This window comes from Rhizobium sophoriradicis (genome assembly GCF_003939025.1).
GTDB lineage: Bacteria > Pseudomonadota > Alphaproteobacteria > Rhizobiales > Rhizobiaceae > Rhizobium > Rhizobium sophoriradicis.
In genome coordinates this window covers 178,490-197,036 of the sequence record NZ_RQIH01000001.1, presented here as the reverse complement: position 1 = coordinate 197,036, position 18,547 = coordinate 178,490, and the positions used below count along the sequence as shown (strand labels likewise).

Genomic DNA, 18,547 nt, shown 5'->3' with positions numbered 1-18,547 from the left:
TTGACTTGCATGATTAATAAGTTGTTAAAGAAGCCGCTCGCAAAGGTCAAAATGACCCACTGAAAAACAATTTTAGGAGAAACTAATGGCTTCCCTGATTCACGCAACTGATGATAGTGCAACTTTTGCAGAAACCGACGTAATTTCCGGAAATCTTCTGTCCAACGATTCCTCCGACAACGGCAACCTGTTCCTGCGCGCCTTCGACCAGCAGACGGTCGGCGCCAAGCGGGCCGGTCAGATCACCGAAATCCAGGGCGACTACGGCACGTTCTTCGTCAAGGCCGACGGCAGCTACACCTATGTGCTGAGCGATGCTGCCAAGATCGGTTTCGCCAACGGTGAGACGCTGGTAGAAAAGGTTTCCTACAAGATCTCCGACGGCGCCGGTCACACCGATATGGGCCTGTTCACCCTGAACATCCAGGGCGTGACCCAGATCAAGCCGGTCGCTGTCGATGACACCTACAACTTCACCGAAGGCCAGCCCATTGGCGGCAACGTTCTGGACAACGACATTGCCGGCGACAACGGCAAGATGTTCCTGCGCCAGTTCCTGAGCACCAAGGTTGACGCCGCTGCCGACGCCGTAACCGACGTTGCCGGCACGTATGGCACGTTCCATGTCAAGTCGGATGGCACGTTCACCTACGACCTGAACGCCGATCTGGATGCAGGCGTGACCTACACGGAAGTTCTCCGCTATTACAAGATCTCCGACGGCGAAGGCAATACGGACACTGCCAAGGTAACGCTCAACATCGTCGGCACGGACGCTCATCCGGATGGCGTCGGTGTTTGATCCGAAGCAATAGATCAGTGAGACAAGACGCCCGCCGCGCGATCGGCGGGCGTTTTCGCATCTGCTTTCTTGATAGATACTTTCTGGATATAGTTGCTCGTAATCCTTTTTAGCTAGTTCTTATAAAATCCTCAGGCGCGTAGTCTTGTTGTTCGGAGGACACGCCGTTGACCGAACACATCGAACCCAGGCAAATCGAAACGGACGATCTGACGAAAGTCTGGTCCGTCACGGAATTTTGCGCTCGTCACCATATCGATGCCGAGGAACAAGCGTCGCTGCTGAAGCTTTTCGGGCCGTTCGCGACGGCCTGCGAACTGCTGCACAATGCCAGACGTGCACAGCGATTCAGATAAAGTCCTTTATTCTTCCCTCGCTCTTCTTTGCGGAAGAAGAACGGCTCCAACATATGCCCGAGTTAGGATCTGACCCTGCCTTCGCCGGCGACTGCCTGATGTTGCAGTGTCGCCTGCGCGTCTGAACAGACGCGCGACGCGCTGGGGCGATTTCCTGAATTGCTCCTCGCTTTCTGCACAAAATCTGCAATCCGGCGCGGCATCTTCCCGCCATGAGCAAGAACGTTAGCCCGCCCCGCCCCGCCCCCTCCGCTTTGCCTGATCGCCTCCGCAATGACGGATGGTGGCTGAGGGAAGCGTCTCAAGACACCCCTGCCGCGACGGGTTCGGACACCAGGCTATCGTGATCGCAACGCGGCATTTGCAAGAGGAGCAGCAATGGATACAACCGATATTTTGACAGAGCCGATGACGATCAAACGCGGCAGCCGCCGGACCTTGGCGCTGCTTGCGCTGGTGGCACTTGCGGATTTTCTGATCTTTGCCCAGGAACTCGGGATAAACCTCTTTCTTTTTGCGCTCGCCGTCTGCGCCGGCATTCTGTTTTCGGCCAGGAGGAGACCGCAGTTTTCGATGGCGGCTTCCCTGCTCGGTTCTTTGGTCCTGGCTTCGGCGCCGCTTGTGGAGGCGCCCTCGTTCACCGGCCTTGTCCATTGTTTGGGCGCACTGATGTCGGTTGCTCTCGTCTGCGCCAGGCTGATGCCTCGCCGGCTCACCGACCTGCCCCTGGTGTTTTTCCGCTTCGCCGTCGTTATTCCCTTGCGGCTTGGCGAGAGTGTCCGGAAATATTTTGCGACTCCGGCCAAACGATTTTCTTTTGCTGTGGTCCGACAGGGCGTCGGCCTCTGGGTAATGCCGGTCATTTTCGCAGCGATCTTCATATCGCTCTTTGCTGCGGCCAATCCGCTGATCGAGATCGCCCTGCGCAGCATCGATTTTGCCGTTTTGCTGCAGTTCCTCGATCTTTGGCGGATCGGCTTCTGGATCATGACCGCTATCGTGGTCTGGGCGATGTTGCGGCCGCGCCTGAAGCGTCGCGCTGCAAGATCGCAAGCCGGCAGATCGTTCATGATCGTGCCCGCCAGGAATGCGCTTCTTGGCCATGCTTCGCTGTTGCGATCGCTCGTCTTGTTCAACGCGATTTTTGCCGTGCCGACGCTTCTCGATCTCGTCTATCTCTGGGGCGGCGCAGATCTGCCCGAGCACATGAGCCACGCCGAATATGCGCATCGCGGCGCCTATCCGCTGATTGCCACGGCGCTTCTCGCCGCCGGTTTCGTTCTCATCGCGATGCGGCGCGGCGGCCCCGGCGATCATAGCGCGCTGATCCGCGGCCTCGTCCATGCCTGGATCGGTCAGAATGTCCTGCTCTGCCTGTCCTCGATGCTGCGGCTCGGGCTTTACGTCGAGGTCTACTCGCTAACGGAGCTGCGTGTCGCCGCCGGTCTCTGGATGGGCATCGTCGCCATCGGTCTTGTCCTGATCCTGCTGCGCATTTTGTTCAACCGTTCCAACGCATGGCTGATCGCCGCGAACCTCGCCTCCCTCCTTCTGGTTCTCTACATCAGTTCCTTCATCGATTTTCCGGCTTTTATCGCCCGCTTCAATGTCGCCCACAGCCAAGAGATCAGCCAGGAAGGCCCGCCGCTCGATCTCGACTATCTCTCCTCGCTCGGCCCATCCGTCATTCCGGCGCTCGATCGCTATATCCAGATGCTGCCGGACCACCTGATCGACAAGAGGAGCGAAGCGGTGACGCTTCGCTACTATCTCTCCAAGAATTTTCAGATGCGCCGGCGTGGCTGGCGGAACTGGACCTTCCGATCCGCACGGCTGGAGAGCTATCTCCTGTCTTCTACGACCATTGCAAGATAGGGCGAGAACGACGACAACAGGCACGACAAACCAACACAGGATCGGTAATGGCACCCCGCATTCTCGTCGTCGATGATGAACCGCACATTCGTGATGTGATCTGTTTTGCTCTCGAGCGCGCTGGTCTGACATCGACGGCCGTTCGCACCGGTACCGAGGCGATGGCGGCCTTCCGCCGCGGCAATATCGATCTGATCATTCTTGATATCGGCATGCCGGATATGGATGGTCTGGAGGTCTGCCGCCAAATCCGCAAGACATCGGGATTGCCGATCCTGTTTCTGTCTGCCCGCGACGAGGAGATCGACAGGATCTTGGGGCTCGAAATCGGTGGCGACGACTACGTCACCAAGCCTTTCAGCCCCCGCGAACTCATCGCGAGGGTCAAGGCGATATTGAAGCGAAGCGGCAACGGGGCGGCGCCCGACAGACGCCATGCCGCCCTTGTCGCCGGCGAGATCAGCCTGGATCGCCACGGCCGGACGGTCATGTTCGGCGACAGCGTCCTCGGGATGACGGCGCTGGAATTCGCAATCCTGGAAGCATTGCTGTCGCGTCCCGGTATGGTCTTCAGCCGCGAACAATTGATGGAAGCGGCCTATGGCGCTGGCACCTACGTCGCCGACCGGACGATCGACAGCCATATCCGCAACATCAGAGCCAAATTCACCGCGGTCGGCGGCGCCGGGATCATCGCGACGGTTCACGGCATCGGCTTCAAGCTTGGCGGTGAAATCGGGAGGAAGGCCTGATGCCGGCGCTGAAAGTAGCGGTGAAATGGCGGCCGGGGCTGGCGCTGATCGTCTATGCCGTGCTGCTCGCCGTCATGGCACTGCCGATCCTGATCGTCGTCTGGTTTCGCGCCTTGGAGGCGAGTTCCAACCGCATGGCGCCGGCGGAAATCGGGGCGCTTGCCATTGTCGCGATACTGACGCTCGCCATTGCCTATGTGCTGACGCGCACCATCACCGGGCCTATCGACGCCCTGATCGCCCGCACGGAAGAGATCGCTCGCGGCGGCAAGGCGGCAATCCGTCCGCTCGACAGCTATGGAACGCGGGAAATCGCGGTGCTTTCGCAAAGCTTCCTCGATCTTGCCGGGAAACTGGTCGACCGCACGGACTATGTCCGCTCCTTTGCCGCGCATGTCTCCCACGAGCTGAAATCGCCGCTGACGGCTATCCGGGGCGCGGCGGAACTTCTGCGCGATGACGATGCCGAGAAGCCGATGACGAAAGCACAGCGCTTGCATTTTCTCGACAATATCGTCGCGGACGCGGTCCGGCTCGACGCGTTACTGCAGCGGCTGCGGGAGCTGGCGCAGGCGGAAACGCCTGTGAGCGAGGGCCGAAGCAGTGTCGCCAGCATCATAACTTCACTGCGCGCGCGTTTCCCCGCCCTTGATGTTTCGGCTGTCGGAGATGCGGAAACATCGATCGCGCTCCCGCACGAAGCAGCCGTCATCGTCTTTGCCAACCTTGCCGAAAACGCTTTGCAGCACGGCGCCACGCTGTTGGAATTCGTCATATCGGCCGACGACCGCAAAGTCGTCTTTCTCGTCCGTGACGACGGCAGCGGTATTTCCGAGGCAAATCGCGAACGCATCTTTCAACCGTTCTTCTCGACCCGCCGGGAACAGGGCGGCACAGGCTTGGGCCTCGGCATCATCCGCGCCATGCTGAGTTCCCATGGTGGCACGATCTACCTTCGGCCGACGGTTGGCGCCGGCGCCGAGTTCGAAATCACGCTGCCCGTGCCATCGCCGCGCAGTTGAGGTGAACTTCCTGCCCTCAGCTTTTCAGATAGCTGACGACAGCGTCGGCAATCATGCCGCGATGGCGTTCGATGGTGTCGCCGTCCGAGAGATTGCGCCTGAAGATCGTGCCGAACGTATAACGGTTGGAAACGCGGAAGAAGCAGAAGGCGCTGATCATCATATGGATGTCGATCGGGTCGGCCTTACGCCGGAAGATGCCCTGGTCGAAGCCGCGCTCCAATATGCCTGCGATGGTTTCGATAACCGAAACGTTGAGATCGCGGATCGCCTCCGAGCGAAGCATATGGGCGGCATGATGAATATTCTCGATGCTGACCAGGCGGACGAAATCCGGATTGGCCTCGTCGTGGTCGAAGGTCGTCGAGATCAGCGTCCGCAACGCCTCTTCCGGCTCGAGGTCGGAGAGATGCAGATCGGATTCCAGCGAGCGGATCTTGCGATAGGACTGCTCCAGGACGGCAAGATAGAGCCCCTCCTTGCTGCCGAAATAATAATAAATCATCCGTTTCGAGGTGCGCGTCTTCTCGGCAATCGAGTCGACGCGGGCGCCGGCGAGGCCATGGGTCGAAAATTCTTCGGTCGCGACGAGGAGGATGTCTTCCTTCGTCTGCTCCGGATCATTCTTCCGGCCGTTTTCGCCCCGTTCCGCCATGGACCTCGCTACCGCACTTTCTAATCTATTGTTTTAGCACTCGAAATTCGGTCTTCGGCTTCGGTTAAGCATGCGTTTTCTGTTTCCGATGCCCATCAGTCTTATTCACGTTGACGACATGTTTCAATAGATGCCGCTTGACATACGAACTAGTTAGTACATTTTGAAGAGGCGACCAGTGGAGGAATTGATCGCGACGGCGATATCTTGGTCACGACGCGCCATGCGGGTCTGACGACGGTCGGCCAGCAGGGCAAGGCCACGCTTGGGAGGAGCGAATGATCCGTATCATCGATTTCTATTTCTTCGCGCTGAAGGTGGCGATCGCGCTCCTGCTGGCAGCTATGGTCGTGCTGGTTTTCGGCAATGTCGTCCTCCGTTATGCCTTCAACCAGGGCATCACCTCTTCGGAGGAACTTTCGCGCATCTTTTTCGTGTGGCTGACCTTCCTCGGCGCCGTCGTCGCAATGCGCGAGCACGCCCATCTCGGCGTCGATTCCCTGATCACGCGCCTACCGAAGCCTGTCGCCAAACTCGCCGTGCTTCTCGGTTATGGCATGATGCTCGCCGCCACGTGGCTGATGATCAGCGGCAGCTGGACCCAGACGCTGATCAACCTTCATGTGTCGGCTCCGGCAACCGGAATTTCGATGGGTGTCTTTTACGGCGCCGGACTTGCCTTCGGTGTGCCGGCCTTTTTCATCCTTCTGTGGGACGCCTTCGCGATCGTCACCGACCGCATCGATGTGACGACGGCGGCGCTCGTGCGCGACAGCGAGGAAGAGGCTGCGCTCGAAGATCCCGCCCACACGGCTTTTCCCGTGCTGAAGCCGAAGCACTGAGGAGGCCGCCATGACCGTCACCATTTTCCTCGGCGCACTTCTCGGTCCGATGGCGCTCGGCGTGCCGATTGCCTTTGCCCTCATCATAACAGGCGTGGCGCTGATGATGTATCTGGGCATGTTCGATGCGCAGATCGTCGCGCAGAACGTGCTGAACGGCGCCGACAGCTTCCCGCTGATGGCCGTGCCCTTCTTCCTTCTCGCCGGGGAGGTGATGAACACCGGCGGCCTTTCGCGCCGTATCGTCAATCTCGCCATGGCCATGGTCGGCCATATCAGGGGCGGCCTCGGCTTCGTCGCGATCTTTGCGGCCTGCGTGTTATCCAGCCTTTCGGGATCTGCCGTCGCCGATGCCGCTGCCCTTGGCGCCCTGCTCTTCCCGATGATGCTGAAATCCGGTCATGATCCGGCTCGCGCCGGCGGCCTGCTCGCCTCGGCCTCGATCATCGGCCCGATCATCCCGCCTTCGATCGGCTTCATCCTGTATGGCGTCATAGGCGGAGTTTCGATCACAAAGCTGTTCCTGGCCGGCATTGTTCCCGGCCTGCTGATCGCGGCTGCCCTCTGCGTCACCTGGCTGATCGTGGCCCGCAAGGAACAATTCGCCCTGCCACCGAAACAGAGTGGCGCCGTGCGGATCAAGGCCTTCGTCGAAAGTATCTGGGCGCTGATGCTTCCCGTCATCATCATCGTCGGCCTGAAATTCGGCGTGTTCACCCCGACCGAAGCCGGTGTCGTCGCGGCGGTCTATTCTCTGTTCGTGTCGATGGTCGTCTATCGCGAGCTGCCGCCGTCTCGGCTGTTCGAGGTCTTTGTCGCGGCCGCGAAGATCACCTCGGTGGTGATGTTCCTGGTGGCCTGCGCCGCTGTCTCGGCCTGGCTGATCACCGTCGCCGATGTGCCGGGCGAGCTTGCAAGCCTCGTCGAGCCGCTGATGGACAATCAGACGCTGCTGCTGCTTGCCATCATGGTGCTCATCGTCGTCGTCGGTACGGCCATGGACATGACACCGACGATCCTGGTGATGACGCCGGTGCTGATGCCGATCATCAAGCAGGCGGGCATCGACCCGGTCTATTTCGGCGTGCTGTTCATCATCAACAATTCGATCGGTCTGATAACGCCGCCGGTCGGCACGGTGCTCAACGTCATTTGCGGCGTTTCGAAGCTGTCGATGGAGGATCTGATGAAGGGCGTCATTCCCTTCATGATCGCCGAGCTGATCGTTCTGCTTCTGCTCGTCCTTTTCCCTGCGCTGGTGACCGCTCCGGTCGCCTGGTTCGGACACTGATGTCGCCGATGAGGCGATGGAATTTCAACGCAGCCGGAGGGAGATGCCGGCTCTATCCTGGGAGGAAAACATGCTGAATAGATTGACGAAACTGGCGCTGGGACTGGCCCTACCAATTGCCCTCTTGGCAAGCGGCCCAGCAATGGCTGAAATCCGCGAACACAGCCTCAAATTCGCTGCCGCCAACAATAAGGGCCATCCCCAGGTCATGGGCATGGAGAAGTTCGCCGAGCTGGTGAAGGAAAAGAGCGGCGGCAAGATCGAGGTCAAGCTGTTTCCGGGCGGTGTGCTCGGCGGCGACGTCCAGACGGTGTCTGCCCTGCAGGGCGGCGTCATCGAGATGACGGTGCTCAACGCCGGCATTCTCGCAAGCAACGTCAAGCAGTTCGGCGCCGTCGACCTGCCCTTCCTCTTCAACAGCGGCGAAGAGGCGGACAAGGTGATGGACGGCGCGTTCGGCACCAGCCTGATGAAACTCCTGCCCGACACCGGCCTCGTCGGCCTCGCCTATTGGGAGCTCGGCTTCCGCAACCTCACCAACAACCGTCATGCGGTCACCAAGCTCGAGGACATCAAAGGTCTGAAGATCCGCACCATCCAGTCACCGATCCCGATCGAGCTCTTCAATAGCCTGGGCGCCAATGCGGTGCCGCTGCCCTATACGGAACTCTATACCGCGCTCGAAACAGGCACCGTCGACGGCCAGGAGAATCCGGCTGCCAACATCATCAACGCCAAGTTCTTCGAAGTGCAGAAGTACATGACGGTGACCCGTCACCAGTACAATCCGCAGATCGTGCTCATCAGCAAAAAGTTCTGGGACGGCCTGAACGACGAGGAAAAGGCGGTCTTCGAGGCGGCTGCGACCGAAGCCCGCGACTATCAGCGCAAGGTTTCGAGGGAGCTCGACGCCAAGGCGATCGAGGAAATCAAGAAGACCGGAATGGAAGTCGCCGAACTCAGCCCCGAAGAAACGCAGAAGCTGCGCGACGCCGTCAAGCCATTGGTCGACAAGTTCGCCGCTCAGATCGGCGCCGATACCGTCACGCAGCTCTTCAAGGAGCTCGACACGGTTCGCGGCAAGTAAGCAGATCGGGCCCGCGGGCGACCCCGCGGGCCTTCCCCATCACGAGCAAGACAGGAACTGGCGCATGGCCGAGACACTCCTGAAACCGTTGAAGGCCGGGCTGATAGGCTCCGGCATCCAGGCCTCGCTGACGCCTGCCATGCATATGAAGGAAGGTGCGGCGCAGGGGCTGGACTACGATTATGAGCTGATCGATCTCGTCAAACTGAATGCGTCGCCGGCCGATCTTGCGCGTTTGATCGGCGATGCCGAAGCGCGTGGACTTGCCGGTCTCAATATCACTCATCCCTGCAAGCAGCTCGTCATTCCCCTGCTCGGCGAGTTGTCGCCTGAGGCCCGGGCGCTTGGCGCCGTCAACACCGTCGTCCTGAAGGACGGCCAACGCTTTGGCCATAACACCGATTGGTGGGGCTTTGCCGAGAGTTTTCGGCGGGGGCTGCCGCAGGCAGACCTTTCCGCCGCTGTACAGCTTGGCGCCGGCGGGGCCGGCGTGGCGACCGCCTATGCGATCCTGACGCTCGGCCTTAAGCGGCTGACTGTCTTCGATCGCGAGCACGAACGCGCCGTCGATCTGGCCAAAACGATGTCCGCGCTCTTTCCCGGCGCCTCGGTCGCCGCGGGAAATGATCTGGAAGCAGCGATGAATGGCGCATCCGGCCTGATCCATGCGACACCGACCGGCATGGCCAAATATCCCGGCGTGCCGCTTCCGCCCGAACTCCTCGAACCAGGGCACTGGGTTGCAGAGATCGTCTACTTCCCCCTTGAGACCGAGCTTCTGCGGCAGGCAAGGCAGCGGGGCTGCAGAACGCTCGACGGCGGCGGCATGGCGGTCTTTCAGGCTGTCGGCGCCTTTCGCCTGATCACCGGCAGGGACCCCGATGCCGGCCGCATGCTCGCGCATTTCAAGACGATGACGACTTAACGCGTATCGGAAGGACCCTGCGATGAAGACATCGATAGCGACCGTCTCGCTGAGCGGCGACCTCAGCGACAAGCTGGAGGCGATCGCCAAGGCCGGTTTCGACGGGGTGGAGATTTTCGAGAATGATCTGCTGATCTTCGACGAGAGTCCGAAGGAGGTCGGCCGCATGGTGCGCGATCTCGGCATGGAGATCACGCTGTTTCAGCCGTTCCGCGATTTCGAAGGCATGCCGGAGCCGCTGCGCAGCCGTACCTTCGACCGGGCGGAGCGCAAGTTCGACCTGATGCAGGAGATGGGCACCGACCTCGTGCTGGTCTGTTCGAACGTCTCGCCGGCCGCACTCGGTGGCCTCGACCGGGCGGCGGCCGATTTTCATGAACTCGGCGAGCGCGCCGCCAGGCGCGGCCTGCGCGTCGGCTACGAGGCACTTGCCTGGGGCCGCCACATCAACGATCACCGCGATGCCTGGGAGATCGTCCGGCGGGCCGATCATCCGAATATCGGCCTGATCCTCGACAGCTTTCATACGCTGTCGCGCAAGATCGACGTCAACTCGATCCGCTCGATCCCGAAGGAGAAGATCTTCATCATCCAGCTCGCCGATGCGCCGCTGATCGACATGGATCTGCTCTACTGGAGCCGGCACTTCCGCAACATGCCGGGTGAAGGCGACCTGCCGGTGCTCGACTTCATGAAGGCGGTCGCCGCCACGGGTTATGACGGTTATCTGTCACTGGAGATCTTCAACGACCAGTTCCGCGGCGGATCCGCCAGTGCCATTGCCGTCGATGGCCGCCGCTCGCTGATCTATCTCGGCGATCAGGTCAAGCGCCAGCAGCCGGAGAGCGCGCTGCCGGTGCCGGTGATGCCGCCGCGCGCCAAGGTCGAAGGCATCGCCTTCATCGAGTTCACCGCCGACGAGGACGAGGCGGCGGCGCTCGAGGCGCTGTTTGCAAGCCTCGGCTTCCGCAAGGCGGCGAGACATAAGAGCAAGCAGGTGACGGTCTTTCGCCAGGGCGCGATCAATCTCGTCGTCAACACCGAACGCAAGGGTTTTGCCAGCGCCTCCTATGCCGTGCACGGCACCTCGGCCTATGCCGCCGGGCTGATGGTCGACGATGCCAAGGCGGCGCTGCAGCGCGCCGTCGCACTCGGGGCCGAACGCTTCGAGCAATCGCTCGATGCCGGCGAGATCGAGATGCCGGCGGTGCGCGGCGTCGGCGGCGGCATCCTCTATTTCCTCGACCGACAGAGCGAGCTTGCCCGCATCTGGGAGATCGAATTCGATGCGATCGACGACGATGCCGCGCTGCAGTCGACCGGGCTGCAATCGATCGACCATATGGCGCAGACGATGAAATACGAGGAGCTTTTGACCTGGCTGCTCTTCTACACCTCGCTCGTCGAGGCCGAGAAGACGCCGATGGTCGATATCGTCGATCCCTCCGGCATCGTCCGCAGCCAGGTGGTGGAGAATGTAGAAGGCTCGCTGCGCATCACCATGAACGGCGCGGAAAACCGCAACACGCTCGCCGGCCGCTTCATCGCCGAGACCTTCGGCTCCGGCATCCAACATCTCGCCTTCAGGACCGACGACATCTTCGCGACCGCCGCTGCCCTTGCCGCGAACGGCTTCGTGTCGCTTTCGATCTCGCCGAACTATTATGACGATCTCGAAGCCCGCTTCGGCCTCGAGGCCGAATTCGCCGATCGGCTCAAGGCCAACAACATCCTCTATGACCGCGACGAGGCCGGCGAATACTTCCAACTCTACAGCGCGACCTATGGCGAGGGACTGTTCTTCGAGATCGTCGAGCGGCGCGGCTACCGCGGCTATGGCGCCGCCAACGCCATCTTCAGGATTGCCGCGCTGAGGAAACATTTAAGGCCGCCGGGACTGCCTCGCGCCTGAGGCGCCACGTCACGCCGAGGTCCGCAGCATGAGCTCGGCATTGAGAAGAATGCGGGCCGCCGGCGTGGTGGCAAGACCCTCGCCCTCGTCGAGCCTGCCGAGCAGCATTTCGATCGCAAGCCGCCCGATCTCGTTATAATTCTGCGCCACCGTCGTGATCGGCGGGCAGGCGTATCGCGACAGCGGGTGATCGTCATGTCCGGCGACCCGCAAGTCGTAATTGGCGCCATGGCCGACCTTGAGGCCGAGCTGGAATGCGGCGGCGATAACGCCGAAGGCGACGCGGTCGTTAGCGCAGAGCACGGTGCGCGTCGGAAAGCCCTGGCCCGACGTCAGGATGCGGGTCGCTTCCTCGAAGCCGAAGCGCTCGAAGTCCCAGCTCTTGCTGTCTGTAAGCTCGACGATGCTCGGCGCCATCTTGAACTGTTCCATCGCCTCCAGATAGGCCGTCTGCCGCGTCAGCGCATTGGTGTTGACATGCGGCATGCCGAAATAGCAGGGCGGTTCGCCCGACCGGCAAAGATAGTCGACGATCAGGTTGAAGCTCTGGCGGTTGTTGGTGCCGACGAAGGAGGATGTCTCGTCGAGCGGCGAGTCGACATAGATAAGTGGAACGCTGCGGCCGAGCTCGTCGAGCGTGGCGTGGTGAGATTCCACGCCAAGCGGTGCGATGATCGCCCCGGCGACATTCATCGATTTCAGCGTCTTGATCGCCCGGTCCTCCATTTCGGCCTTGCCGTCTGACGACAGTACGAAGGCCAGGAAGCCGGTCTCGTTGGCGATCATCTCGATGCGGCGGGTGAGCGCCATATAGAAAGGATCGGTGGAATTGGGGATGATGACGCCGAGAATGTTGCTGCGCCGCCGGTTGAGGTTGACGGCGAAGATATTCGGCCGGAAACCCGATTTCTTCAGCGCCTGCTCGATCGTCTCCCGCGTCTTCTGGCGCACCGACATCGGATCGCTGAAATATTTCGAGACGGTGGGACGCGACAGGCCGACGAACTCCGAAAAGTCCTCCATGGTTTTGATCGTCTTTCCCACCATCTGATCTCCTGACGCGGCGTCTCCGACGGTTTCTAGATGACTCATCGCCGGACGAAAAGCGGCGCTGTCGATCACCCGAACCTAGTCTATGGAGAACTGCACCTTCATCGTTGCCGGATCGGCGGACTTTTTGGTGATGAAGGGAAGCACTTCGCCAAGCGGCAGCCGGTGGGACACCAGCTGCGCCATGGCGCCAGTATCCCTCCTGAGAAGGTCGAGCGCCTGGGGAATGTTGCGGTTCAGCGAATGAGAGCCGGCGAAGCGGATCTGCCGCCGGAAGATTTCGAACGGCGCAATGGAAATGCGCTGATCGGGGGAGCAGACGCCGAAGACGAGAACCGTGCCGCCATCGGTGGCGAAGTCGATCATGCCTTCGACGACGCGGGCAACGCCGGTTGCATCGGCAACGAAATCAAAGCTGCGGCGGCGGCCGGCGAGTGCTTCGGAGCCGGAGACGGCCGTCTCCAGTCCCAGCCGTTCGGCAAAGGCCAGGCGGCCTTCGTTGATATCGGCAACCGTCACCGACGAAACGCCTTCGGCCTTCAGGGAAAGCGCTAGCAGCAGCCCGATCGGTCCGGCGCCGAAGACCAGCGCCGTTTCGGTTCCCGCCGCACCGGCCCGCAGGCCGGAGCTGCCAAGGCCGTTCAAAACGCAGGCGAGCGGCTCGGCGAGCGCGGCGAGATAGAAGTCGAGATTGCCGATCTCATGCAAGTGGTCGGTTCTCACCAGGCTGTATTCAGCAAAACCGCCGTCCTCCGTCACACCATAGGCCTTCAGATCGCGGCAGAGGTTGGTCATTCCCTTGCGGCAGGCCCGGCACGTTCCGCAGGGAAGATTGGGATCGACGACGACGCGGGCGCCGACGGCAAGGCTGGAGACATCGCCGGCCACGGCCTCGATCACACCGGCATATTCATGACAGGGGACCAGCGGAAAGCGGCCCTCGCCGTAACGGCCGTGGAGGACGTCGATATCGGTGTGGCAAAGACCGGCGGCGCGCACGCGCACCAGCGCATGGCCGGGCCGCATTTCCGGCAGCGGCAGCGCCTTTGTGACCGCGATGCCCTTTTCGGTATAGCAGATGGCTTCCATTTCAGACTCCGGACTTCTTGCGCAAGGGCGATCAGCTCATCCAGTTGCCGCCATCGACATTGTAGGTCTGGGCAAGGATATAGTCGCTGTCCGATGAGGCGAGGAAGACAGCGAGGCCCTTGATGTCATCGGGTGTGGCGAAGCGGCCGATCGGAACGGATTTGGCGACGGCGGCCTTCTTCTCGCCGGGCTTCAGCCCCTCCCATTTGGCAAAATGCGCATCGACGACATCCCAATGCTCGCCGTCGACGACGCCCGGCGCGATGGCATTGACGTTGATGCCGTGTTTGACGAGGGCCAGTGCTGCCGACTGTGTCGCCGAGATGATCGCCGCCTTGGAAGCGCAGTATAAAAGCACAAGCGCCTCGCCGCGCCGCCCGGCCTGGCTGGCCATATTGATAATCTTGCCGCCCCTGCGCCGCTTGATCATGACGTTCGAGACTGCCTTCATCATGAAGAGCGGCCCCTTCAGGTTGATCGAGAAGACCTTGTCGTAGCTGGCCTCGGTTATTTCGTTGACCGGAGCCATGTCGAAAATGGCGGCGTTGTTGACGAGGATGTCGATGCCGCCGAACTCCTTGTCGATCTCTGCAACGAGAGTGTCGATGGCCGGCAGATCCGTGACGTCGAGCTTCATCGCCTTGGCCGCAGGGCCGATCGCGGCGGCGGATTTCGTTGCCCGTTCGATGTCGATATCGGCGATGACAACCTTGGCGCCTTCCTTGACGAATGCTTCGGCAAAGCCGAGGCCGATGCCGCGCGCGCCGCCGGTGATGAGGGCGACCTTGTCTTTCAGTCTCATGTGGTTCTCCAGTTCAGCCGGCGCAGACGCCGGTAATCCCATGTGATGGCTAACCCGCCTGACCAGAAGGTCCCGGCAGCCGTACTGTCGGGACCTTTCCGGGAGGAACTCGCGGCAAACCGCGAGGATGGAAGGTTCACTTAGGGTAGCCCGCCTTCTTCATGTCGCGTTCGACCTGTTTCTGGGCATTGTCGAGAGCGGCATCGACCGATTGCTGCCCGGACAGCGCGGCGGCGATCTGCTGGCCGACCAGTGTGCCGATGCCCTGGAACTCGGGAATGGCGACGAACTGAACACCGGTATAGGGAACGGGATCCTTGGTCGGCTTGGACGGATCGGCCGAGAGGATGGCCTTCAGCACGGTGTCGGCAAAGGGAGCCGCCTTCTGATATTCCGGCAGGGCGTAGGTCGATTTTCTGGTGCCGGGCGGCACCGCGACCCAGCCCTCCGTCTCACCAACCTTCTTGACGTAGTCCTTGGACGTCGCCCATCTCAGGAACGATTTGGCCGCATCGAGCTTGGTCGAGGTAGCCGGGATCGCCAGGTTCCACGACCATGACCAGCTCGATCCGTTCGCGGTGACGGCGATAGGCGCACGTGTGAATGCGATCTTGTCGGCGACCTTGCTCTGCTTCGGGTCGTAGACGCGGCCGGCAGCCGACGTGGCATCGATCCACATTGCGCAGTGGCCGGTCGAAAACAGCGCCTGGTTTTCGTTGAAGCCGTTCGCAGTCACGCCGGGAGGGCCGTATTTGGTCATCAGCTCGACGTAATCCGTAATTGCCTTCTTCCAAGGCTCGGAATTGATTTGCGGCTTCCACTCCATGTCGAACCAGCGCCCGCCATAGGCGTTGATCATGGTTCCGAGAAACGCCATGTTCTCGCCCCAGCCGGGCTTGCCGCGCAGGCACAGGCCGTATTGTTCCTTCGATTTGTCGGTCAGCTTGGCCGCATATTCCTTGATCTGGTCGTAGGTCGGTTCATCAGGCATCTTGATGCCGGCGGCATCGAAGAGATCCTTGCGGTACAGCGTGAACGAGCTTTCTGTATAGAAAGGCACTGCATAGAGCTTGCCGTCGACGGTCAGGCCCGTCTTGATCGGAGCGAGCAGGTCGTCATAGTCGTAGTCGGCGCCGAGATCGTCAACGGGCGCCAGCCAGCCTTGCTTGCCCCAGATCGGCGCTTCATAGCCGCCGATGGTGATGATGTCGTACTGGCCGCTCTTCGTAGCGATGTCGGTCGTCACCTTCTGGCGCAGGACGTTTTCTTCGAGCACCACCCAATTCACCTTGTTGCCGGTCTCCTTCTCCCATTCCGGCGACAGTTTCTGCATGATGATCATGTCGCCATTATTGACGGTGGCGATCGTCAGTTCCTCGGCGCCCGCCAGTCCGGCGGTGAGCGCGAGGCAGGCGACGGATGCAGATAAAACGCAAATGATCTTGCTCATGGTCTCCGCTCCTCCTTTACGGATGTTCACGCATAAAATTACATGCGTAAAGTTTTATCCGTCATCTTGGTCAACCTTGTCAAGGAGGTTTTGGAGGGGAAATTGGCCGGGATTCGAGCGTTTCGCGCGGAGATTTGGTTTGGTACGGGTCAAAAGTGAGTTTCGCAACGCAAAATAAACCCAGCCTCTTTCTATTGCGCCGCAATATTTAAATTATCGCGCGTAAAATTATTCTTGACTGGTTCTCTTAACCAAGTTACGGGCGGATCGAGGTTTTTTGACGAGTGCGCGGAGCGCAGATGCCGCCGCTTCCCGCATGAAGGAGATTGCAGATGCCGTCACCGCAAAGGGCGATTGCGCCCGAAGCGCTTGGGCCGACGATCACCGTCGGCGAAATCCTCGTGGAGATCATGGCGACGACGGTCGGCGCGGGTTTCTTCGAGCCGCAATCCCTGACGGGGCCTTATCCGAGCGGTGCGCCGGCCATCTTCATCGACCAGGTTGCGCGTATGGGCGGAGCAGCAGGCATCATCGCCGCCGTCGGCAATGACGATTTCGGCCGTTTGAACGTCGATCGCCTGCGCCAGGACGGCGTCGACGTATCCGCCATCGCAATCCATGAAGACTGGCCGACAGGCAGTGCTTTCGTTCGATACCGGCCGAATGGCGCCCGTGATTTCGTCTTCAACATCGCCAGATCCGCGGCCGGCCAGGTCGGCTTGACTTCCGCCGCTGAGGCTCTCGTCCGGCGCGCCGGCCATGTGCATGTCATGGGGACGGCCCTTACCATTCCCGGTGCCCGCCAGGTGATCCTGTACGCCGTTGAGACGGTGCGCGCGCGCGGCGGTTCGGTGTCGTTGGATCCTAATCTCCGTAAGGAATTGCTGACCGATGACGGCGCGCTGGAAAGCTTCAACCAGGTGCTTGCCACAGCCGACCTGCTGCTGCCTTCCGGCGAGGAGCTTTTCACCGCCGCCGGCAGCACTGACGAAACTGCGGCTGTCGCCAAGCTTTTGGAGAGCGGCATCGGCGAGATCGTGCTGAAGCGCGGCGAACAGGGTGCTTCCTTCTTCGGCCTCGGCCTCCCGCGCATCGATTGCGCCGCCTTCGCGGTTGACGAGGTCGATCCGACCGGCGCCGGAGACTGTTTCGGCGCGGCCTATCTCACCTGCCGCCGCAAGGGCATGGCGCCGGATGCCGCCCTGCTCCACGCCAATGCGGCCGGCGCTCGCAACGTGACCCGCCTCGGTCCGATGGAAGGCGTCTCCACCCTTGCCGAACTCACAGCCTTTATTGCCGCAACCCCGAGGAGATAGACGATGGACCGGATATTGACCCGTCTTGCCGCTGCCCGGCGCGAAGGCAGACCCTTCGGCATTACCTCAGTCTGCTCCGCCCATCCCCTCGTCCTCAGGGCTGCCATCCGGCGGGCGGTGCGCGAAGGCAGGCCGGTCCTGATCGAGGCGACCTGCAACCAGGTCAACCATCTCGGCGGTTACACCGGCATGACGCCGGAAGACTTCATCCGCTTTGCCGAGCGCATTGCCGCTGAGGAAGGCCTCGACCGCGCGGGGATGATCTTCGGCGGCGATCATCTCGGCCCCAATCCGTGGCGCAAGAAGACGCCGGAAGCAGCGCTTGAGCAGGCATCGCTTATGGTTGAAGCCTATGTCAGAGCCGGGTTCGGCAAGATCCACCTCGACGCCTCGATGGGCTGTGCCGGCGAGCCGGCGGCACTCGACGACCGGACGATCGCCGAGCGGGCCGCAGGATTGGCAGAGATCAGCGAAAGGACGGCGAAAGCGATCGGCGCGCCGCCGCCGCTCTATATTCTCGGCACCGAGGTTCCGGTGCCTGGTGGCGCTGATCATGCGCTCGAAGAACTCCGGCCGACCGCGCCGGAGGCCGCTCGTGCAACGATTGCCATCCATCGCGAAATCTTTTCGCGAGCTGGGTTGGAGGACGCCTTTTCCCGCGTCATCGCCTTCGTTGTCCAGCCGGGCGTCGAATTCGGCAGCGAGAACGTCATCGGTTACAGGCCCGAGTTTGCGACTGAACTGACCGCGCTTCTCGACGAGGAGCCGCAATTCGTCTTCGAGGCCCATTCCACTGATTATCAGACGCGGGAGGCGCTGACGCGGCTGGTGCGGGATGGCTTCCCCATCCTGAAAGTCGGCCCCGGCCTGACCTTCGCGCTGCGCGAGGCCGCCTATGCGCTGGACGTGATCGCGACCGAGATGGTTCCCGGCTACGGCGACAGGCCGCTGGCCGCCGCGATGGAGGCGGTGATGCTGTCGGCGCCCGGCGACTGGCAGGCTCACTATCACGGTGATGACACGGCCTTGCGTCTGCAGCGGCACTATAGCTACAGCGATCGTATCCGCTATTACTGGAACCGCCCTGAGGCGGATAATGCCTTCGAGACACTGCTCGCCGCTCTGCGCGGCAAGACAATTCCGGAGACGCTGCTGCACCAGTTCCTGCCGCAGCTCTCGCCGGCCGAAGCTGGCGATCCCGAGGCGATATTGATTGCCGCGGTCGACCGCGTGCTTGCCGACTACCAGAGCGCCGGCGGCACGACACCCATGAACTTCTGCACGCAAGGAAAAATGGCTTAGCAGCCGGGCGGGAACCTGC

The 18,547-nt window shown here is 61.2% G+C and carries 17 protein-coding genes; 12 read left to right on the top strand and 5 right to left on the bottom strand.

Going from position 1 to position 18,547, the window contains the following annotated elements:
* Positions 1-85: 85 nt before the first annotated feature.
* From rapA2 to EFR00_RS00965, 5 genes are all read left to right on the top strand, one after another.
* Positions 86-802: a calcium-binding lectin RapA2 gene (gene rapA2, locus EFR00_RS00990; protein ID WP_010056244.1), complete on the top strand. Its 717-nt coding sequence runs from the start codon at positions 86-88 to the stop codon at positions 800-802.
* Positions 803-969: 167 nt separating this feature from the next.
* Entirely contained in the window at positions 970-1,158 is a 189-nt protein-coding gene (locus EFR00_RS00985) for a hypothetical protein (RefSeq protein ID WP_010056241.1), read from the top strand.
* 378 nt (positions 1,159-1,536) lie between these two features.
* The gene (locus tag EFR00_RS00975) at positions 1,537-3,033 is read left to right on the top strand and encodes a DUF4153 domain-containing protein (protein ID WP_077994411.1); all 1,497 of its coding nucleotides are present in this window, start codon (positions 1,537-1,539) and stop codon (positions 3,031-3,033) included.
* A 47-nt stretch (positions 3,034-3,080) separates the two neighbouring features.
* Entirely contained in the window at positions 3,081-3,785 is a 705-nt protein-coding gene (locus EFR00_RS00970; RefSeq protein ID WP_077994413.1) for a response regulator, read from the top strand.
* Positions 3,785-4,807, top strand: coding sequence for a sensor histidine kinase (locus EFR00_RS00965; RefSeq protein ID WP_040143206.1), 1,023 nt, complete (start codon positions 3,785-3,787; stop codon positions 4,805-4,807). Before EFR00_RS00970 ends, EFR00_RS00965 begins: the two co-directional genes overlap by 1 nt.
* A 16-nt stretch (positions 4,808-4,823) precedes the next feature.
* Here EFR00_RS00965 and EFR00_RS00960 read toward each other — a convergent pair whose 3' ends face one another.
* Positions 4,824-5,462 (bottom strand): TetR/AcrR family transcriptional regulator, encoded by a 639-nt coding sequence (locus tag EFR00_RS00960; RefSeq protein ID WP_040113100.1) that lies wholly within the window; start codon positions 5,460-5,462, stop codon positions 4,824-4,826.
* A 278-nt stretch (positions 5,463-5,740) separates the two neighbouring features.
* Here EFR00_RS00960 and EFR00_RS00955 point away from each other — a divergent pair, with 278 nt between their 5' ends.
* The 5 genes from EFR00_RS00955 (at position 5,741) to EFR00_RS00935 (ending at position 11,519) form a co-directional block, all read left to right on the top strand.
* Positions 5,741-6,304 (top strand): TRAP transporter small permease, encoded by a 564-nt coding sequence (locus tag EFR00_RS00955; RefSeq protein WP_040113101.1) that lies wholly within the window; start codon positions 5,741-5,743, stop codon positions 6,302-6,304.
* Between the two features lie 10 nt (positions 6,305-6,314).
* A complete protein-coding gene (locus EFR00_RS00950) occupies positions 6,315-7,595 on the top strand; it encodes a TRAP transporter large permease subunit (RefSeq protein WP_040113102.1) in 1,281 nt (426 codons plus the stop codon).
* A gap of 70 nt (positions 7,596-7,665) precedes the next feature.
* A complete protein-coding gene (locus EFR00_RS00945; RefSeq protein ID WP_040113103.1) occupies positions 7,666-8,682 on the top strand; it encodes a TRAP transporter substrate-binding protein in 1,017 nt (338 codons plus the stop codon).
* A 64-nt stretch (positions 8,683-8,746) separates the two neighbouring features.
* On the top strand, positions 8,747-9,607 hold the full coding sequence (locus tag EFR00_RS00940; protein WP_040113104.1) for a shikimate dehydrogenase: 861 nt from the start codon (positions 8,747-8,749) through the stop codon (positions 9,605-9,607).
* 22 nt (positions 9,608-9,629) lie between these two features.
* Positions 9,630-11,519, top strand: coding sequence for a bifunctional sugar phosphate isomerase/epimerase/4-hydroxyphenylpyruvate dioxygenase family protein (locus EFR00_RS00935; RefSeq protein WP_040113105.1), 1,890 nt, complete (start codon positions 9,630-9,632; stop codon positions 11,517-11,519).
* A gap of 9 nt (positions 11,520-11,528) precedes the next feature.
* On the opposite strand, the gene EFR00_RS00930 is transcribed toward EFR00_RS00935, so the two are convergent.
* The 4 genes from EFR00_RS00930 to EFR00_RS00915 all read right to left on the bottom strand — a co-directional run bounded on the left by EFR00_RS00930 (position 11,529) and on the right by EFR00_RS00915 (position 15,910).
* Entirely contained in the window at positions 11,529-12,542 is a 1,014-nt protein-coding gene (locus tag EFR00_RS00930; RefSeq protein WP_040113184.1) for a LacI family DNA-binding transcriptional regulator, read from the bottom strand.
* A gap of 105 nt (positions 12,543-12,647) precedes the next feature.
* The gene (locus EFR00_RS00925; RefSeq protein ID WP_040113106.1) at positions 12,648-13,658 is read right to left on the bottom strand and encodes a zinc-dependent alcohol dehydrogenase family protein; all 1,011 of its coding nucleotides are present in this window, start codon (positions 13,656-13,658) and stop codon (positions 12,648-12,650) included.
* A gap of 31 nt (positions 13,659-13,689) precedes the next feature.
* Positions 13,690-14,460 carry an L-iditol 2-dehydrogenase gene (locus tag EFR00_RS00920; protein WP_040113107.1) on the bottom strand — a complete coding sequence of 257 codons (771 nt, stop codon included), beginning with the start codon at positions 14,458-14,460 and terminating at the stop codon, positions 13,690-13,692.
* Between the two features lie 136 nt (positions 14,461-14,596).
* Positions 14,597-15,910: an ABC transporter substrate-binding protein gene (locus EFR00_RS00915; protein ID WP_040113108.1), complete on the bottom strand. Its 1,314-nt coding sequence runs from the start codon at positions 15,908-15,910 to the stop codon at positions 14,597-14,599.
* Between the two features lie 332 nt (positions 15,911-16,242).
* On the opposite strand from EFR00_RS00915, the gene EFR00_RS00910 reads away from it, so the two are divergent.
* Both EFR00_RS00910 and EFR00_RS00905 read left to right on the top strand, forming a co-directional pair.
* Positions 16,243-17,226 (top strand): tagatose kinase, encoded by a 984-nt coding sequence (locus tag EFR00_RS00910; RefSeq protein WP_077994416.1) that lies wholly within the window; start codon positions 16,243-16,245, stop codon positions 17,224-17,226.
* A 3-nt stretch (positions 17,227-17,229) separates the two neighbouring features.
* A complete protein-coding gene (locus EFR00_RS00905) occupies positions 17,230-18,528 on the top strand; it encodes a D-tagatose-bisphosphate aldolase, class II, non-catalytic subunit (protein WP_077994418.1) in 1,299 nt (432 codons plus the stop codon).
* The last annotated feature ends 19 nt before the right edge of the window (positions 18,529-18,547 follow it).